We start from the raw sequence: 15,290 nt of genomic DNA on the forward strand, positions 1-15,290 counted from the left end.
GAGGAGCAAGCGGATTCATCGCCACGACGGAAAAGGCATGACTGACAAACTGAGCATTGGAGAGGCCGCCCGGCAGAGCGGCATCAAGATTCCGACCATTCGGTATTACGAGCAGATCGGCTTGTTGCCCGCGCCGCCGCGCACGGACGGCAATCGCCGCTGCTACGGCAAGGACGATATCGGCCGCCTCGGATTCATCCGCCACGCCCGCGAACTCGGCTTCGAGATCGAGGCCATCCGCGCCATGCTGGACCTGCAGGACCAGCCCGATCGCTCCTGCCAGCGCATCGATGCGCTCACCCGCGCGCATCTCGTCGAGATCGAAGCCAGGATAGTCCGCCTCAACGCGATGCGGCAGGAGTTGCAGCGGATGCTCGCCTGCTGCGCCGGTGGGCGCGTGGCCGAATGCAGGATCATCGAGGCCATCGCGACCGTTTGAGGAATCGGGAGAGATCGGGCGAATGAGGCCGCATCCACTCATTCGGCGAAGATTGTGCGGGCCGGCCGTGGAAAACGTGGCTAACCGCGCGAGGCGAATCCTTGCTCGGCCGATGCTTATTCCATCCGCGTTTTCACACAGATAACGCCGACGGGTTTGCAAAAACCCGTTCCGCTTTCGTTTCGGTCGCGGCTCCGATTGGCGTGGCCGGCGATGCGTGTTCGATCGCTTTTCCTGGCTCTCCTTGCCGCTCGTGCCACGGCGCGCGGGCTGTTCCGGTGGCCGAAGCGGTCGCGGTTTCTTCGCAACGCGACACGTGTTGCGAACATGCCGCCACGCTCCGCCACGAACCGCGGTGATGCTCGAACGTGAGACGGGATGCGCGCGCATCACGTGTCCCGGCGAAGCGATTTCGCGTCGCGATCGGTCTCGTCCGATTTTTTCAAACAGGATCAATCGGCGCGCACCCTTCGCGTCACGTGGCATCGGCGCGATGCAACGGTTGACGTCACGCCCGCGAAACGGTCCATGCTGCGTGACGCCGCCGTGACCGTCACGCCCCAGAGCAGATACAGATCAGATACAGATCAGAGCACAGCAGGGCGCGCGTGACGAAATGAGAATTCGATTTTCATGTTTGCCACAGCTTTCGTTTTCGACCGCTTGCGCCGTAACGCGGAATCGACGAAATTGGGCACAGTCGCAAGAGTTGGCGTCGCAACCCGCTTCCGGAAAACCGGTGGCGGGTTTTTGTTGGCGGCCACGCGCCGTCAGGGCTGCCCCACCTCGAACGCCAGCAGCACATTGCCGGGCACGCCGGCCCACTGTCCGTAACCGGAATTGACGTAGAGCATGCCGTCCACGATCACCGGGCCGGGGCCGTCGATGGCGCCGCCGTGCGCGGGCACGCCATTCACCGTGTCGTAGTCGCGCGCGGTGTCGAACTCCCACAGCAGTCGCCCGTCCTTGCTCGCGTAAGCGCGCAGGAAGCCGCTGACGCCGCCGGAGAACACCACGCCGGGAATCGAGGTGATCGCGGCGGAGAGGGCGGGGCTGCAGCGGTCGCGCTCGCCGCACGCCACCGGCGCCACTTGCATGGCGATCTTGCCATCGGAGAGATTGAGCCCGAACAGGCCGCCGCCGGCATTCGGATTGAGACGCAGCGGAGCGCCGCTCACGAAACGCACGTCCGAGTTCGCCACATACACATGCTCCGCATCCGCGGTGGAGCCCCACTCCATGCCGCCCAGCGAGCCGCCCTTGCCCACACGCGTCTGCCACAGCACTTTGCCCTCCTGGTCCGGATCGAATGCATGCACGACACCGGATTTCTGGCCGATCACCAGTATGCGGTGTCCGTCGGGCAAATTCGCCAGGATCGGGGATTGGCCGAAGTCGACGTCGGGGCCATTGTTCTGCGGACAGTTGGTCCGGTCGGGCATGAAGCACGCCACCACGAAACTGTCGTTGGGGGTGGCCTGCCGGTGCCAGAGCATCCGGCCGGTTGCCAGGTCGAACGCAATGACGGCGTCGCTGGTGTCCGCGGGCGGATTTGAATAGGAATTGCCGGTGGCGACATAGAGCGCCTGGCGCAACACATCGATGGTCGGTGCGGACCACACCGACGCGCCGGACGGGCCATACAGTTGCGTGCCCGCGGCATTGGTGGTGGTCGGATGCGGCGCATCGGCGATGGTGTAGGATTTCCAGCTTACGGCGCCGGTCGCGGCCTCCAGCGCCACCACGCTGCCGCGAAATGTGCAGCATGGGTAGGTCGGGCGCGATCCCGTCGCTTCCTCGATCGAGGACACGGGCACGTAAAGCCTGCCGGACCACAGCGCCGGCGCCCCGGTGATGCGGGCGGCGGGATGGTCCTCGACCTTGACCTTCCAGATCAGCGCGCCCGTCACCGCGTTCAGCGCATAGGCATTGGTCCGCACATCGCCGAAAAACACCGCGGCCTGATCGCTGCCTGCGAGCGCACCGAAGGTGAGGGACGTGCGCACTGGCGCTTCGCTCGTGTAAGTCCACAGCGTGCATCCACGTCTGGCGTCCAGCGCGCGCACCTTGCCGTCGGCGCCGCCGACAAACAGCACGCGCCCGATCACGGTCGGCTGCGCATTGGCGGCGGGTACGCCGGGAAAGCCGAACGCCCATGTCAGCTTCAGCCGCGGCACCTGGTCTGCCGACAGCCCTGCCATGGCCGCCGGCTGGAAGCGGCTGTTGCTGAGATCGGCGCCCCAGCCATTCCAGCGGGGACCGTCGAGCGCGCCCGCGGACACGCGTGCATCCGGCGCGCAAGCGCCGCCCGGTCCGGTGCCGGCCGCAGTCTGATCAGTCCCGCTCTTGCCGGTGACGAAGGCGGCGATCGCCTTGCGTTCGTCGTCCGTCCGCTCCCTGGCCATCGCGGCCATGCTGCCCGATGTGATTGCTACAAGCACATGTTCGAACGACATCGCGCGAAGCGCGCTCCGACTGGGCGTCCGGCTCTGCGGATCGCCCGCATCATGGCACTGGGCGCAATGCTGAGTGTAAAGCGCGTCGCCGTTCTGCTGCGCGAGCGCGGGAGGGCAGGCGAGAAAGCAGGAAAGCAGCAGGCCAACGGTGGCAGCGTTCAATTTCATGGCGAAACCGGTACAGTGCAGTGGCGAGGCTTGAGGCGAGCGTAACACAACCCAAACGGTTGTCGTCAACGGATTGATCGGAATAAATCAAGGTAGCCCGGATGAGCGCCAGCGACATCCGGGAACGGGTCAGCGCGCAGAACCCGGGTATCGCTTTGCTCACCCGGGCTACTCGCTAGCGTAGGCGTTGCCGACTTTGCCACACCTTTCGTTTTTCCCCGCTTGCGCCGTAACGAGGAATCGACGAACTTAGGCACGGTCGCAAGAGTTGTCGTTGAAACCCGCTTCCAGAACCTGGTGGCGGGATTTTTATTGTCCGATTTTTATGCCACGCGCATCTGAACCAGGGAGGGGGGTCTCACATGAGCAGGGCCTTGTCCTACACGCCCGAATTGGCTGACTGGATCTGCGCGGAACTGGTCAAGGGCCGCACGCTGAAAGAGATCTGCCGTGCGCCTGATATGCCGAGAGCAGGCACGGTGCGGAGCTGGGCGCGGGTCAATCGCGACGGCTTTGCCGCGAAGTATGCGGATGCGCGGGCGGCAGCGCCGAAGGCGGGATACTCGCCCGAGCGCGCCAACAGGGTTTGCGAAGAACTGGCGAAGGGGCGCACCGTGACAGACGTCTGCCAGGACCAGGGCATGCCCTCGGTGCGGGTGGTGCAGACCTGGGCGCAGACCGATCGCGATGGTTTCGCCGCGCAGTACCACGCCGTGCGCAAGATCGGCAGGCCGACGGTCTATTCGGTCGAACTCGCCGACGCGATTTGCCGCGAACTCAGCGCCGGCCGCTCCCTGACCGATATCTGCCACGACGCGGGCATGCCGGATGAGGCCTCCGTGCGGCTGTGGGCGCACGACGATCGCAAGGGGTTTGGCGCGCGTTACCGGCAGGCCCGCCAATTCGGCTATGAGACCCTCGCTGACGAAATGCTTGATATCGCCGACGATAGCCGGAACGATTTTGTGGAGCGGCGCAAGGCGAACGGCGAGGTCACGCTTGTCGCCGATCAGGAGGCGATCACGCGCGCGCGGCTGCGGGTCGAAACCCGGCGCTGGCTGTTGGGGCGCATGCTGCCGAAGACCTATGGCGACGAACTGGATGTGACCGCCGCCGATGAGGCCGGCCACAGCTGGGCCGATCTGCTCAAGGCCGTCGACGGCCGCTCGCGCGGCCTGCCCAATCGCAAGTGAGCGAGAAAGCGTGGCCCGGTGTTATGAACCTGCCTCCTGCGGAATGTTGTCCATCAGGGCATAGACCCGCTCCAGCCGTGCCACGGGATCGAGGGTGGCCAGCAAGCTTTGCTTGTCGCTGATCGGCAGAGCGACATGCATAGCAATGATATCGGCCACCCGCCCGGGATCGCGCATGCGATCGAGTTGCGGCCAGATCTTCTGCTGCGAAGCCTTCGAAAGTTCGCCCGCGTTTTGAAGCTCGGGCGCCGTCACATAGCTCTCGAACCGCCTGGCGCCGGTTCGTCGCTCCACCTGCGCGGCAATGATCTCGGCGACCCGTCCCGGCTCTCGCATGCGATCGAGCCAGGTCTTCTGAAGTCCGCGCGCCGCGGCGTAGCTTTCAAACCGCGCGGCGGCTTTTTTGATCAGAAAAGGTGCTTCGGGAATCGGTCCCTCGCGGATATCGGTGACTTCGGCTCGGTACGCGCCGTTGTCGTCGAAGAAACGCCTGACGGTGACGCGCCGGTGCGTCTGGACCTGCACCTTCAGGTGGCCATGTTCGCCAAGGTCCACGCGCCAGAGTTCGACCACCCTGGCAAGCACTCCGACCTCATGAACATCGTCAATTCCGGGATCGTCGACCTCGCCATCCCTCTGGGTCACCAGCACAACTTCCCGCAAACGTTCCAGGGCATGCCCGAGCGCGTGCTTGCTCTTCTCACGTCCCACGAACAGCGTCGGGAAGTTTGTTGTCGGGAAGGGAACGAGGTCTCGCAGCGGCACGGCGGGGTAACTCGCCGTATCGGTTGCAGGCCGCCCGCCTTGGAGCTGCGCTGACAAGGTGTTCCAGTCGGCCAGGCCGAGCATTCTGGAGACCAGCTCCAGGCTCTCGCTGTGGCTGATGGTGATGGACTTGGCGTTCAGGTTGTCGCGCAGGGTGCGCGCCATAGCCTTGGCATCGCGAAAATCGCGCATCGGTGTCGTCCTCTGCATGAGCGAACCAGGCTTGTCAGGTGGTTGCGTTGCTGACCCGGTCGCTCGGGCAAAGGGAAAAGCCGAGACACCTCGATACGTTCACCATTCCCCATGGGGGGCGCAACCGGCAGGTCGTATCAACCAAGCCAAAGGCTGACGCAAAGACGATCAGGTGTCAATCGCCGGCCGAGAGGCGGGCGCGGATCAAGCAGAGGTCGGCATCGCGTTGTTCTTCCGCAACGCTTCCGACCAGAACGCGATCTCCCTGATCGGCGGCCATGGTTTGATGGTGTAGCCGCCGCGCTCCCGCTCCATCCAGTCGGCGAGATCGGCGCCATAACAAATGACGTCGGTCTGATACACCGAGAGCACGGGATTGCCGCGTTCACAGGGCTCCGCCGGCAGGTAGCGATGGCCGAACAGCGGGATCAGCTTTGGCGCTGATGCGAAAATCTCCTGAAGCCGTCTGCGCTGCGCATCCGCCGCCGCGGGCTTGTCACCCCATTCCGGCCACCACACCTCATTGTGCTGCACATCGAACCAGAAGCTCAGGAATGGCCAGGCCAGCCGGTCGCGGATGGTGTCGGGATCGCTGTTAATCCAGTCGAACGCGGAAGGGCCGTCCAGCAGCACACGCTGCCGCTGCAACAGCTCGATCAGATCCGGCGGGAAACGAAGCTCCCACCGCGCCTGGATGGTGTCGAGCTCGGCCAGCGAATAACCCATGCGTCAGGTGTCCTGTTTCCCGGTTGTGAAATCTTCGTAACCCGTAACCGGGACACTCTATGGTCCATCATTGGCTCCTAAGGGCCTGAATGGACTATTTATGGAGCATAAACAGGTTGGCGTTGATGAAGCGAGCGCCGAGCCTATCGCTGGCCGACGGCCGGAAAGCCCGGCGCCGTCCGGCTGTCGCCCACCAGTCCGCTCGGCTGGGCGCCGGTGCCGATGATGCCGGGGGTCGAGGTGTTGGGCACGCCGGGCTGGTTGTGGCCGCTGGTGTTGATGCCGATCGGCGGTGTGACCACCACGGGAACCGCGGATGGGGCGTCGAGAAGTGCGGGATTGCGCGCGGCGCGGTGTTCGCCGGCCGCGCTGGCGCTGGCCGTCGCGCCGACAACAGCAGCGAGAACCAGTGCCGCGAGAGCGAAGCGATGATTGAGGGCGGAACGATGCATAGGACTCTCCAGGGTGATCGAAGTTTGCGGGGCAACGCCGCAGCTCTGGCTCTCGTTCCAACACGTCCGCGTGCGCTGAGCGCCGTGCGGCCGCGCGCGCGTCTCACCTTCGCGTGACACATGCTTCAGCGATCGATGGCGCATCACATTGACCCAAGACACTTCGATCCAAGACACATCGATCCAAGACACATCGACCGGCCCCACATCAGCGACCGACACGGATGCCTCCATCGCCGCGGAAAACGCCCCGGCCTGGGAAGGCGCATGGGGCGCAGGCGTTGACGCCTATTCCGATCCGCGCTGGCGGCTGAACAATCTCTACGTCATCACCGACAAGGACGGCCGCCGGATTCCCTTTCGCATGAACACCGCACAAGAGGCGTTGTTCGAGGGTATGCACAATCAGAACATCATCCTCAAAGCGCGCCAGCGCGGCTTCACGACTTTCATCCAGCTTCTGATGCTCGATGCCTGCGTGTTCAACTCGAACATCCGCGCCGGCACCATTGCGCACACGCTGGCCGATGCGCAGGTGATCTTTCGCGACAAGGTGCGTTATCCCTATGACAACCTGCCGGAGGGGCTGAAGGCCGCGGCGCCCGTGATCAACGATAACGCCAGCGAGCTTTTGCTCGGCAACAATTCCGGCATCCGGGTCGGCACCTCGCTGCGGTCCGGCACGCTGCAATACCTGCACGTCTCCGAATACGGCAAGATCTGCGCGAAGTTTCCCGACAAGGCCCGCGAGGTGCGCTCCGGCGCGCTCAACACCGTGGACAAGGAGCAGATCGTGTTCATCGAAAGCACGGCGGAGGGGCAGGACGGGCATTTCTTCGAACTGTGCCAGGCGGCGCGCAGCCGCAGGAACTCCGGCGACCTGCTGACGCCGATGGATTTCAAGTTTCACTTTTCGCCCTGGTGGGAGGACGAGCGTTATGTGCTGCCCGCGAACACCGTGGCGATCCCGCCGTCCTACGCGGCCTATTTCACGCGGCTGGAAGGCTGCGGCATCCAACTGACGGATGAGCAGCGCGCCTGGTATGTCAAGAAGTCCGAGCAGCAGCAGGGCGACATGGTGCGCGAGTTTCCCTCGACGCCGGATGAAGCGTTCGAGGCCGCGATCGAAGGCGCCTATTATTCGGAGCAATTGGCGCGGATGGAGCTCGACCGGCGGCTGACGCGGATCCCGATCGATCCGGCCATTCCGGTGATGACGGCGTGGGACCTGGGCTTCAACGATGCCAACACCATCTGGTTCATCCAGGTGGCGGGCCTCGAGATCCGCCTGATCGACTATTACGAGAACTCGGGCCACGGGCTGGAGCATTATGTCGGCGAGTTGAACCGGCGGCGCGAGCAGCACGGCTTCATCTATGGCGATCATTACTTTCCACACGATGTCACCAGCAATGAATTGAGCAACGGCCGCAGCCGGTTCGATACCCTGGTGGGCCTCGGCGTGACGCCAGTGGCGGTGCCGCGGGTGCACAACATCAATGACGGGATCAACGCCGTGCGCCGCATGCTCAGCCGCGCGGTGATCGATCCGGTGCGGTGCGAGCGCGGACTGAAGTGCCTGCGCAACTACCGCAAGCAATGGGACGACGATCGCGGCACCTTCCGCGACCGCCCGCTGCACAATTGGGCCTCGCATGGCGCGGACGCGTTCCGCACCTTTGCTCAAGGTTATGTCGAACAATCGCTTGTTGCGCCGCGTGACCGCTATCGCCGCCCGCTGCGCAAAGGCGAGTCATGGGAGTCGGCGTGAGCAAAATTTGATCAGGGAGGGGCGGGATTGTGTTCCCATCGTGTCCGTGCATGTCTGCAATGTTGCTTTGCTACAACGCCCTTGAAATTAAGTGGATTACCGCATTGCACTCCGCGAATCAGTGCGCCGCAACAGGAGCAGAATCGCGCTAAGCACGTCATCGGGTAAGGGCCAACGGGACAACGGCGATGACGACACTGCTTTATATTGGGTGCGGATGGCTGGCGCTGAATGCTGCCTTCGTGCTGTGGCGCGTGTTTGTCGGCTATCAACAGCAGTCGCAGACGCAGACGCATTTCCCGCACGCGGGTCGATGGACGCACGCATCCTGATGCCGCCGCGTTGATGCCGGCATGACGCACCGATTGATGGTGTGACGTGGTGATCGTGTGCCGGCTGCCACGATCTTTCGTGTCTTGAGATCGATGCCCTCAGCTCTGTAATTCTATTTCTCCGTTATCTTTTCGTCGTGCCGCACACTGCGGCGCCTTTCACGTTCCGGCGCAGTCGCCCGGATGAGCGCTTCCTGCGCGATATCCGGGATGGGGTGCGAGCATCCCGTGACCATTCGCCTTCGGCGCTTCCTCTTTTCCTTCACCGAAAACCAGAGCCTAGCCATCCGACACGCGTTGTCCGACGCGGCCGGATGCTTTGGCGCAACCCAGCGAGGCCCTCATGCCCTATCGACCGGACGACAGCGCATTCGACACCGATGACTCCTTTGCGCGTCTCGCGCCGGACACCGCATCCCCGCGCGACTTGTTCTATGCTCTGACGGCGCAGGGCGTGCCGCCGCAGCAGGCGATGACGGCGGCCTATGCGCGGGACAGCGACGTGCTGCACGCGACGTTGCAGGCCTACGGCCGCCCAACCGTCATCCCCAACGCGCCGTTGTCGTCCCTGACTGAGATTCCCGTGGTCGATACCAGGCTTCCCCCGGCCGACTTTTCGAGGGGGCAAGTTGTCCAACCGACGTCTGCGCGCGGCGCATCAGTGTTTCCAGATCCGCCGTACTTCCCGCCGCAAACCGACGACGATGCGATGCGCCGCCGGCCGGGCTTCATCCCGCGCGCTGACGGCGGAGATAATCTGGGGCCCGGCTATCTCAACCCGCGTTCGGAAGTCGAACGCCGATCCCGCTGGGCCGCCCGGGATTCGTCCCGTGAAAGCCTGGGACTGCCGCCGGACAGCACCGACCAGTTCGCGGGCGTCAATCTCGGTAGAGGCGCGGATGGAGGTTACGGTCTCGATCCGCACTATGCGGCGCAGACGCAACGCGCGCTGGATACGGAGCCCTATGTGCCGACCCAGCGTGAGCGCATCGTTCGCGGCGGCAAGTTCTATGCAGGCGCCGCGCCGTTCGGGTTTGCCGGGCCGGGGTCTTTGAATTTCGATCCGTCGCTGGAGGCGAATACGGAAACTCTCGCTCCGTTCCGGCGTCCGTTCACCGAACGAGGGCCGTTGGACGCCTTGGCGAAAGCCTATGTGGAAAGTCCGGCTTACCAGGCATCGTTGCAGCCTGAGGCCGCGGATCACGGGCGCTCGGAGCGCCAACGAAGGTCCGCGCTAGGGAGCCGCAGTACGTCCGACGAATATTTCGAAACGGCCTTACGAATAGGTCGGGAGGGGCGAGAGCAGATGTCTCGCGGGTGGGATCAGTTCAGGAATTCTGATGATCCCTGGACACGGGCTGAAGGTGTAGGCAACTTCGGAATGGGCTTATGGGATGCTGCGCTGTCGCCGGTGTCCGCGGCTTTGCGGACTGAAGTGACACAACCGTTGGAAGATGTCGTCGGGCTTCCCAGGGAAATTCTGGAGAGTGGGGTCCGAGGAGCGTCGGCAGCGAGAACCATTGCCGCTGTCCCCGGTGTCATTGCCAGCATCCCCGGTCTCATCGCTGGCGTTCCACGTGTGATACGCGGCCTCTTGTCGCGATGATGGCTGAGATGCCGAGGTCCTTCGGACCGACGTGTCAGCTATAAGACTGCCCCATGAAGGCAAAAATCAAAATGATGACGATGTAGGCGATGATCTCCGCGAGTTTGCGCGTCCACGGCCAGCGTGGAATAGTCATCGCGAAGAACGCGACGTAAACCACGAAGGCTGACCAGCCCCACGTGCCAAAGAAAAATATGCTGTACAGCAGCTCGGTCAAGGACAACTGCTCGCCCGGTTCGTGAAGCAGTTTCATGCCGTAGAAGAAAAGAAACGGGGCCGCAAAAAACCAGAGCACGATGATAGTGAGTGTTGTCCAGCCGACGATTCGCTCATGCCTATATGTCATGTTCCGATTCCGCGCCGAAAGCCGCAGCTTGTCTGAGGCTTTGCCACATCTTGTCGCGACGATGCTTTGTCATGTCCGGCAACGTTCTCATTTGCCCCATGGCGCAAAGATCAAAAACCTCAAGATCATGTCGGTGGTCTCTTTGAGTTGGCGCACCCGGAGAGCGTTCTTCGGCCAGCGCGCCTCGGCCAGCCTGAAGAGCGCGCCGTAGACCCAGTAAAACGACCAGAACCAGGTTCCGACAAAGAATAGACCATACAACAACTCGGTCAGAGAAATCTGCTTTCCGCTTGGCATGCCCATCAATATGGAGCCATAGACGAAAAGAAATGGCGCCGAGAAAAACCAGAGTACGATAACCGTCCCTTTAGCCCAGCCGACGATCTGACTCTGCGCGTGCGTCATCTTCCGATCCCCCGCCAAAAGCTGCTACTTGTGTCATCACGATTGAAATAAGTTTTGGCGTTTCCAGCCGCAAGCGGCAGCACGCCCGTCCGCCGCTGCGCCATCGGCTTTCAAACATCAAGAACTGGTGATGGTGCGGTGCGCTCAAGCGACCGCGCTTTCGGCGCCGCGCCCCGCGGCAATGCGAGTGCGACAATGTCGATAGCAATGCGTCCTGACCTCCTGACGAATTGCAAGCGGTAATTCCCTTTCCATTCATCGACGACGAGCCGATCTGCCCCACCGCGTGAACCGACGCGGCGGGCGGGTCGACGCATCCCAGTGAGGCCCTCATGCCCTATCGACCGGACGACAGCGCATTCGACACCGATGATGCTTTCGCGCGCCTCGCGCCGGACACCGCGTCCCCGCGCGATCTGTTCTATGCCTTGACGGCCCAGGGCGTGCCGCCGCAGCAGGCGATGACGGCGGCCTATGCGCGGGATAGCGACGTGGTGCACGCGACGTTGCAGGCCTGCGGCCGCCCAACCGTCATCCCCAATGCGCCGTTGTCGTCTCTGACTGAGATTCCCGTGGTCGATACCAGGCTTCCTCCGGCTAACTTTTCCCGGGGGCAAGTTGTCCAACCCATGTCCCAGGCGATGTCCGCGCGCAGCGCATCGGTGTTTCCGGATCCGCCGTACTTCCCGCCGCAAACCGACGACGATGCGATGCGCCGCCGGCCGGGCTTCATCCCGCGGCCCGACGGCGGTGATAATCTGGGGCCCGGCTATCTCAACCCGCGTTCGGAAGTTGAACGCCGATCCCGCTGGGCCGCCCGGGATTCGTCCCGTGAAAGCCTTGGACTGCCGCAAGACAGCACCGACCAGTTCGCGGGCGTCAACCTCACGAGAAGCGCGGACGGAGGCTACGGCCTCGATCCGCACTATGCCGCGCAGACGCAACGCGCGCTGGATACGGAGCCCTATGTGCCGACCCAGCGTGAGCGCATCGTCCGCGGCGGCAAGTTCTATGCAGGCGCCGCGCCGTTCGGGTTTGCCGGGCCGGGCTCGTTGAATTTCGATCCGTCGCTGGAGGCGAATACGGAAACTCTCGCTCCGTTCCGGCGTCCGTTCACCGAACGAGGGCCGTTGGATATTGCTATCGACACCGTCGTTGAAGGCGCAAAACGCGCAAAAGAGGCGTCATTGCAGCCTGAACCTGCCGATCACGGTTACTCGGAACGTCAGAGACAATCTGCGGTCCAGCGGCTGCTTAGTCCAATCACCTACTATCCTGAGACTTACCTCAGAATGAATCGGGAGGCGCAAGAACAGTTTTGGCGCGGTGTGGACCAGGCAAAAAGGATGGATGAGCCATGGACCTTTGCCAAGGGGGTGGGCAATATGGTCTTGGGTGGGGCAAATTACGTCTACTCACCGAGAAACGCGGCCGTGCGGACCGCTCTGTCACAGCCGTTTGAAGATTTGACTGGAATCTCACGATATTATCCGGAGGCGATGGTTCAGGGAGGGCTCCTGGCGCGCGGTGCTTACCGCCTTGCGCGCCACATTGGCCAGAAGCTGTCGCCGTAATAGTTCAATGTTGCCGAGCGACTCTTCATGTAAGAAGCGCCGCCATCACAGCACATGATCAAGGCAGAGGTGCAGAAAAAAGACAGGTCAGAAACAGATCGATGACTTGCTTGATCTCGCGGGCGCGTGGCCAACGGGCTTCAGCCAGCTTGAAGAGTGCGGTGTAAATCCAGTAAAGCGACCAGAGCCAGGTTCCAAAGAAAAACAGGACGTATAACAGTTCGGTCGAAGTATGCGACGCTTCGCCCTGTGAGAAAAACGATCCGAGGCCGTAGAAGAACGGGAACGGCGTCGCAAAAAACCAGAGCACGATGACCGCGCCTTTGCTCCAACCGACGATCCGGCCATGCCTGTATGTCATCTTCCGATCCCGCGCCGAAAGCTGCAACTCGTCCGAAGTTTCAACAACGAAGATAGGTTTCGGCGTTTTCAGCCGCAAGCAGCTGTCGGTCCCGCTCGTGGTTGCGCCATCGGCTTTCAAACATCAAGAACTGGTGATGGTGCAGTGCGCTCAAGCGATCGCGCTTTCGGCGTCTCATCTAGCAGCGATGCAGTACGACCAATGTTGATAGCAATGCGTCCCGTCTGACCTCCTGACGAATTGCGCACCGTAACTCTCCTTCCATTCATCAACGAAGAGCCGACCTTTCCAGCTGCGTGAACCGGCGCGGCGGGCGGGTTGGCGCATGTCTGCGAGGCCGCATGACTGACGAGCACGACAACCCGATCGCCGACACCGACGCGCTGTTCCGGCGCCTGAAGGGCTGGTTTCTGCAAGACCAGGAAACCGAGAGCGGCTGGCGGCGCAAGGCGCGGGAGGATTTCGCCTTCACTGCCGGCGAGCAGCTGTCCGACGAGGACAAGGCGCGGCTGCGCGAGATGAACCGGCCGATCATCGTGATGAACCGGATCGAGCCGGTGATCGACAGCGTGGCCGGCTCCGAAGTCGCCAACCGCCAGGAGGTGCGTTTCATTCCGCGTTCGCAGGGCGACGTGCAGGTCAACGAGGTGTTGACGTCGGCGGCCAAGTGGTTCCGCGATCAGTGCGATGCCGAGGACGAGGAGTCCGACGCCTTTCGCGACACCATCATCTGCGGCATGGGCTGGACCGAGACCCGCCTCGACTATGAGGACACGCCGGAAGGCGCGCCGGCGATCGAGCGCTGCGATCCCCTGCAGATGGTGTGGGACTCGGCTGCCACGAAGCGCAACCTGGTCGACATGCGCCGTGTCTTTCACATCCGCCGCGATATCCCGATTGCCGAGGCGCGCGCGCTGTGCCCCGGTGACGATTTCGAGGATGCGGACTACAACGCCACCTGGGTCGACAGCCGCGACGACAAGGAGCCGCGCCATGTCGACAACACCTTTTACGACAAGGACGAGACCGGCGCGGGCGGCGACCCGGGCGCCGGCGACGACACCTGCGTTACCATGGTCCGCGCCCAGTGGTGGGAGCGGGTGCCGGTGTATCTGGTGCTCGACCCGACCAATCCGGACAACATCCTGACACTGGACAAGCCGGCGTTCGACGACCTGCAGGCGAAAGCGAAACTCGTCGGCGCCGAGCTGCGTTTCACCAAACAAACCCGTAAGACCTACAAGCAGGCGTTTCTCGGCAACATCCTGCTCGAGATCGGCGAGGCGCCGTGCCGCGAGCACTTTTCCTTCAAGTGCATCACCGGCAAGCGGGACCGCAATGCCAACACCTGGTACGGCCTTGTGCGCGCCATGAAGGATCCACAGCGGTGGGCCAACAAATGGATGTCGCAGACCATGCACATCATGAACACCTCCGCCAAGGGCGGCATCCTGGCCGAACGCGGCTTCTTCGAGAACGATGCGGATGCCGAAGCCACCTGGGCGCGGCAGGATGCCATCACCTGGGCCAGGCAAGGCGCGCTCTCCGGCACCGCGCCGAAATACACCCAGAAGCCGCAGTCGGAATTTCCCTCGTCGTCGTTCCAGCTGATGCAGTTCGCGATCTCCTCGATCCGCGACGTCTCCGGCGTCAATGTCGAGATCCTGGGGATGCAGGCCGGCGCCAGCCAGGCGGCGAGCCTGGACATGCAGCGCAAGCAATCGGCGATGACCATCCTGCAGCCGCTGTTCGACAGCCTGCGGCGTTATCGCAAGGAGCAGGGGCGGCTGCTGCTGTACCTGATCGAGAACTATCTGTCCGACGGCCGGCTGATCCGCATCGTTGGCCAGGAGCAGGAGCAATATGTGCCGCTGATCCGCCAGCCGGGCACGGCGTCCTACGACGTGATCGTGGACGAGGCGCCGACTTCGCCGAACCAGAAGGAGGCGACATGGTCGATGCTGCAGCAATTGCTGCCGGTGATCGGCACCATGCTGCCGCCGGCGACATGGCTGGCGCTGCTGAAATATTCGCCGCTGCCGACTTCGGCCCAGAAGGACATCTCCGACAGCGTGACCCAGAGTCAGCAGGCGGCGCCGCAGCAACCGCCGCCGGATCCCACCGTCGAGCTGATCAAGGCCCAGCTGCAGCAAACCACGCTGAAGACTCAATCCGACATCGTCAACCAGAAGGCGCTGACGGATGCCAAGATCGCCAATCTCACCCGCGAGGCCGAGGCCGAGACCGCGATCAAGCTGCGCAAGGCCCAGGCCGACAACCTCGCCGACATGCTGGCCACGCCGCCGCCGCTCGGCCCCGACGGTCTGCCGGTAACCGGTGGCAGCGAAGGGGTGGCGCTGGTGATGTCCGTCATCGACGAAATGCGCAACGAGATGAAGACACTCGCCGACACCCTCAACACGCCGAAGCAGATCGTGCGCGATCCGCAGACCGGGGAGATCACCGCAGTGGTGCCGATGCGGATGAACTGAAAGAAGCGGGCA

General features: G+C 63.1%; 14 protein-coding genes. 7 read left to right on the top strand and 7 right to left on the bottom strand.

The window, feature by feature from the left end:
- Positions 1-37 precede the first annotated feature (37 nt).
- Positions 38-439: a MerR family transcriptional regulator gene (locus tag RS897_RS23275; RefSeq protein WP_315831076.1), complete on the top strand. Its 402-nt coding sequence runs from the start codon at positions 38-40 to the stop codon at positions 437-439.
- A 770-nt stretch (positions 440-1,209) separates the two neighbouring features.
- On the opposite strand, the gene RS897_RS23280 is transcribed toward RS897_RS23275, so the two are convergent.
- The gene (locus RS897_RS23280) at positions 1,210-3,063 is read right to left on the bottom strand and encodes an outer membrane protein assembly factor BamB family protein (protein ID WP_315831077.1); all 1,854 of its coding nucleotides are present in this window, start codon (positions 3,061-3,063) and stop codon (positions 1,210-1,212) included.
- 362 nt (positions 3,064-3,425) lie between these two features.
- Between RS897_RS23280 and RS897_RS23285 the strand changes: the two genes are divergently transcribed.
- Positions 3,426-4,256 (top strand): terminase small subunit-like protein, encoded by an 831-nt coding sequence (locus RS897_RS23285; RefSeq protein WP_315831078.1) that lies wholly within the window; start codon positions 3,426-3,428, stop codon positions 4,254-4,256.
- Between the two features lie 21 nt (positions 4,257-4,277).
- Here the strand turns inward: RS897_RS23285 and RS897_RS23290 are convergent, their stop codons facing one another.
- The 3 genes from RS897_RS23290 to RS897_RS23300 form a co-directional block, all read right to left on the bottom strand.
- Positions 4,278-5,231: an LON peptidase substrate-binding domain-containing protein gene (locus tag RS897_RS23290; protein WP_315831079.1), complete on the bottom strand. Its 954-nt coding sequence runs from the start codon at positions 5,229-5,231 to the stop codon at positions 4,278-4,280.
- Between the two features lie 186 nt (positions 5,232-5,417).
- On the bottom strand, positions 5,418-5,939 hold the full coding sequence (locus RS897_RS23295; RefSeq protein ID WP_315831080.1) for a hypothetical protein: 522 nt from the start codon (positions 5,937-5,939) through the stop codon (positions 5,418-5,420).
- 143 nt (positions 5,940-6,082) lie between these two features.
- Positions 6,083-6,391, bottom strand: coding sequence for a hypothetical protein (locus RS897_RS23300; RefSeq protein WP_315831081.1), 309 nt, complete (start codon positions 6,389-6,391; stop codon positions 6,083-6,085).
- A 148-nt stretch (positions 6,392-6,539) separates the two neighbouring features.
- On the opposite strand from RS897_RS23300, the gene RS897_RS23305 reads away from it, so the two are divergent.
- From RS897_RS23305 to RS897_RS23315, 3 genes are all read left to right on the top strand, one after another.
- Entirely contained in the window at positions 6,540-8,162 is a 1,623-nt protein-coding gene (locus RS897_RS23305; RefSeq protein WP_315831082.1) for a terminase large subunit, read from the top strand.
- A 188-nt stretch (positions 8,163-8,350) separates the two neighbouring features.
- Complete coding sequence (locus RS897_RS23310) at positions 8,351-8,494, top strand: hypothetical protein (protein WP_315831083.1); 144 nt, start codon at positions 8,351-8,353, stop codon at positions 8,492-8,494.
- Between the two features lie 343 nt (positions 8,495-8,837).
- The gene (locus tag RS897_RS23315) at positions 8,838-10,100 is read left to right on the top strand and encodes a hypothetical protein (protein ID WP_315831084.1); all 1,263 of its coding nucleotides are present in this window, start codon (positions 8,838-8,840) and stop codon (positions 10,098-10,100) included.
- A gap of 34 nt (positions 10,101-10,134) precedes the next feature.
- Here the strand turns inward: RS897_RS23315 and RS897_RS23320 are convergent, their stop codons facing one another.
- Positions 10,135-10,446, bottom strand: coding sequence for a hypothetical protein (locus RS897_RS23320; RefSeq protein ID WP_315831085.1), 312 nt, complete (start codon positions 10,444-10,446; stop codon positions 10,135-10,137).
- An 87-nt stretch (positions 10,447-10,533) separates the two neighbouring features.
- Positions 10,534-10,851 (bottom strand): hypothetical protein, encoded by a 318-nt coding sequence (locus RS897_RS23325; protein WP_315831086.1) that lies wholly within the window; start codon positions 10,849-10,851, stop codon positions 10,534-10,536.
- 332 nt (positions 10,852-11,183) lie between these two features.
- Here RS897_RS23325 and RS897_RS23330 point away from each other — a divergent pair, with 332 nt between their 5' ends.
- On the top strand, positions 11,184-12,425 hold the full coding sequence (locus RS897_RS23330; protein WP_315831087.1) for a hypothetical protein: 1,242 nt from the start codon (positions 11,184-11,186) through the stop codon (positions 12,423-12,425).
- A gap of 58 nt (positions 12,426-12,483) precedes the next feature.
- Here RS897_RS23330 and RS897_RS23335 read toward each other — a convergent pair whose 3' ends face one another.
- Entirely contained in the window at positions 12,484-12,864 is a 381-nt protein-coding gene (locus tag RS897_RS23335) for a hypothetical protein (RefSeq protein WP_315831088.1), read from the bottom strand.
- Between the two features lie 263 nt (positions 12,865-13,127).
- On the opposite strand from RS897_RS23335, the gene RS897_RS23340 reads away from it, so the two are divergent.
- Complete coding sequence (locus RS897_RS23340) at positions 13,128-15,278, top strand: portal protein (RefSeq protein WP_315831089.1); 2,151 nt, start codon at positions 13,128-13,130, stop codon at positions 15,276-15,278.
- The last annotated feature ends 12 nt before the right edge of the window (positions 15,279-15,290 follow it).

It is taken from the genome of Bradyrhizobium prioriisuperbiae (genome assembly GCF_032397745.1).
GTDB lineage: Bacteria > Pseudomonadota > Alphaproteobacteria > Rhizobiales > Xanthobacteraceae > Bradyrhizobium_A > Bradyrhizobium_A prioriisuperbiae.